Here is a 2787-nt window from a genome sequence, read left to right as displayed (position 1 = left end):
GCGTTCATTCGCGGACTGACAGGGATTGCAGTTCAATCCGCTTCACGTTCAATACTACAGCAATGGTGCGTACTTTGAATATCGTCGCTGCTGAGTATGGCGCCGGTTACCGGGTTGGGGCGATAGGTGGTACAACCTTTTAACCCGCTGTCGTGGGCCAGGCGATAGAGATCGACAAACGCTTCAAACGGGTAATCCTGCGGGACATTGATGGTTTTGGAGATGGCGTTATCCACATAGGGCTGCAGTTGTGCCTGCATCTTCAGATGATCTTCGGGAGCAATGTGCAGCGCGGTTTGAAAATAGTCGGGCAGGGGAGTGTCGCCGTGGCTGGCCTGCCAGCTTTGCCAGGCATAATCGCGGACCTGAAAGTTCTGAAATTCCCCCGCCTGATCCAGGACCTGTCGATTGGCCTGCAGATCGTAAACCGGTTCGATACCACTGGAAACATTACCGGCCAGCAGGCTGATCGTACCGGTGGGGGCAATGGCCAGCAGATGGCTGTTGCGAATGCCATGTTGCCGGATAAGCTTTTGCAGCTTCTCGGGAAGACGCTGGATGAACGGACTGTGTAGATACGCCTGTGGCTGATAAAACGCGAAGGGTGTTTTTTCCCGGGCCAGTTCAATGGAGGCGGCGTAGGCCTCATCGCGCAGGCATTGCAGGATATCGGCCGCCTGTTGACGTCCCGTGTCGCTGTCATAACGCAATCCCAGCATGATCAGCGCATCGGCCAGGCCGGTCACTCCGAGCCCGATGCGCCGGCTGCCGGTTTCATAAGCCTGATGCCGGACCAGCGGATAACGGGAGACATCGATGATGTTATCCAGAAAACGGACGGCAGTGCGGGTGTGATGTTGCAGCTTCGCCCAGTTGATGGCGGCCTTCTCGCTGAAGGGCGCGTCGATATAGCGGGGCAGGTTCAATGACCCGAGATTGCACGCGCCATACGGGGGCAAGGGGATTTCACCACAGGGATTGGTCGCGGTGATGGTTTCCCGGTACTGCAGGTTGTTTTCCCGATTGATGTGATCGGTAAACAACACCCCGGGCTCGGCATACTCGTAGGTACTGCGCATGATCTGTTGCCAGAGACGGCGGGCCCGTACTGTTCGTACAATCCGGCAGGGAACCGGGCCGGAATAACCCGGCCATTCACAGTGGAGATCGGCGGGTTCAGGATCCTGCTCATCCCGCGGAAAGATCAGCGGCCAGTCGGCATCCGCGCTGACCGCCTGCATGAATTTGTCGCTGACCAGCACGGAAAGATTGAAGCGGGTGAGGGTGCCGGCCTGTTGCTTGGCCTGGATAAATTCCTCGATATCGGGATGATCGCAACGCAGGGTCGCCATCATGGCACCGCGTCGCGCGCCGGTGGAGAGCACCGTGGCGCACATGGCATCCCAGATACGCATGAAGGAGACCGGCCCCGAGGCGACCGTGCCACGATGATGCGCCACAAACCCGCGTGGCCGCAGGGTGGAAAAGTCATAACCGACGCCGCCACCCTGTTGCATGGTAATGGCGGCTTCCTTGAGCGCATCAAAGATCCCGTCCATGGAATCGTCGATCGTACCCATCACAAAGCAGTTAAACAGCGTGACATCCATGTCCGTGCCGGCACCGGCCAGAATCCGGCCGCCGGGCAGAAAATGAAAATCATCCAGCAGTTGATAAAACCGCTGTTGCCAGGCATCGATATCGTGACTTTCCGCCTGAGCCGCGGCAAGGGCGACGCGCTGCCAGGTATCCGCCATAACCCGGTCCACCGCGGTCCCGTCGCGGTAGTAGCGATATTTGGTATTCCAGATATGAGCGCTGATATCGTCCGACATGGGGCGTAACGTAACAGGCCGGTTTGTCACCGGCCTGCGTCGCGGGTCAATGCAATTCCAGGTTAGGTAAATACTCGGGCAGATGTTTTCGAATGGCTTGCGGATTTTGCTGAGTCAGATTTTTATCCAGTTGCAGGGTCAGACTGCGCCTGGTGCTGTCGTTCAGGTTGTCGCGCAACAGACCGAGAAAGTTGGGTGCTGCCACGATAATCAGTTGCCTGAACTTGTTCTTGTTGTGGGCCTTGTTGATGTGTTGGGCGATCTCACGGGAAAAGTTGATCGCTTCCTGGCGTTTGGGATCGGTTTCCTGGGACATGGCATGGGCCGCGCTGCCATTGATCCCTTTGCCATTTTGCTTGCCCGGCAGATCGGAGGTGATGTCCTGTTCATGTTGTCGGCTGGCAGGGTGGGTAAATGTCTCCAGTTCAACCAGTGGTGAGGACGCCGTGTCAGCGGAAAAAAGACGTGCGCGGCTGCTATCGGCTACCAGAATCCAGGTCTTGGTCATACGTGACTCCTCCATCGTTGGATGTCAATAAAAACGAAGCGTCGGGCTAAATCTGCAACGCTTGCAGTTCCAAATTTCGGCTACTCATCTCCCAGGTGGTGTTGAAGAACGCCATCAGTTCAGCGGCCCAACCCGGGTCATTAAAATTGGCGACCCCCTCGAAACGACTGGCCACGCGCCGGTCTACCACACCGCATCCGTCGGCAACAAAAAACGCGTGATTGTAGGCCCGGGAGAGCTGGCGAATTTCAACGCGACTGCTCAGGCGCCGGGTCAATTCGGGCAGATGATGGCAGCGCTGGAACAGTTTTTCGGGGGAATAAAACAGAATCCGTATCGTCGCATTGGCATCGCTCGTGGCGATGCGTCGTACCGAGTTTACAAAATCGGGACTGTCGTAGAGCGCGGGCTCCAGATTGTCGTCGAATATATATAAGGAATGCG

Annotated in this window: 3 protein-coding genes; all 3 read right to left on the bottom strand. The window is 56.9% G+C overall.

Translation table 11 applies throughout. The annotated features are described in order from the left end of the window. Positions 1–32: 32 nt before the first annotated feature. On the bottom strand, positions 33–1835 hold the full coding sequence (locus tag RI563_RS11965) for an adenosylcobalamin-dependent ribonucleoside-diphosphate reductase (protein WP_310694613.1): 1803 nt from the start codon (positions 1833–1835) through the stop codon (positions 33–35). Positions 1836–1881: 46 nt separating this feature from the next. Next, complete coding sequence (locus RI563_RS11960) at positions 1882–2343, bottom strand: host attachment protein (protein ID WP_310694612.1); 462 nt, start codon at positions 2341–2343, stop codon at positions 1882–1884. 46 nt (positions 2344–2389) lie between these two features. Further along, positions 2390–2787, bottom strand: a 398-nt coding sequence (locus RI563_RS11955) for a hypothetical protein (protein WP_310694611.1), incomplete at its 5' end; no start/stop codon positions are given.

The organism is Thiohalophilus sp., assembly GCF_031581315.1.
Lineage (GTDB): Bacteria > Pseudomonadota > Gammaproteobacteria > UBA6429 > Thiohalophilaceae > Thiohalophilus.
The sequence above is the reverse complement of the archived record's forward strand: the minus strand, read 5'-3'. Positions and strand labels throughout refer to the sequence as shown.

Coding starts and splice junctions, on each gene's coding strand:
- RI563_RS11960 (WP_310694612.1), bottom strand. CDS start 2,343: ATGACCAAGACCTGGATTCTGGTAGCCGATAGCAGCCGCGCACGTCTT.
- RI563_RS11965 (WP_310694613.1), bottom strand. CDS start 1,835: ATGTCGGACGATATCAGCGCTCATATCTGGAATACCAAATATCGCTAC.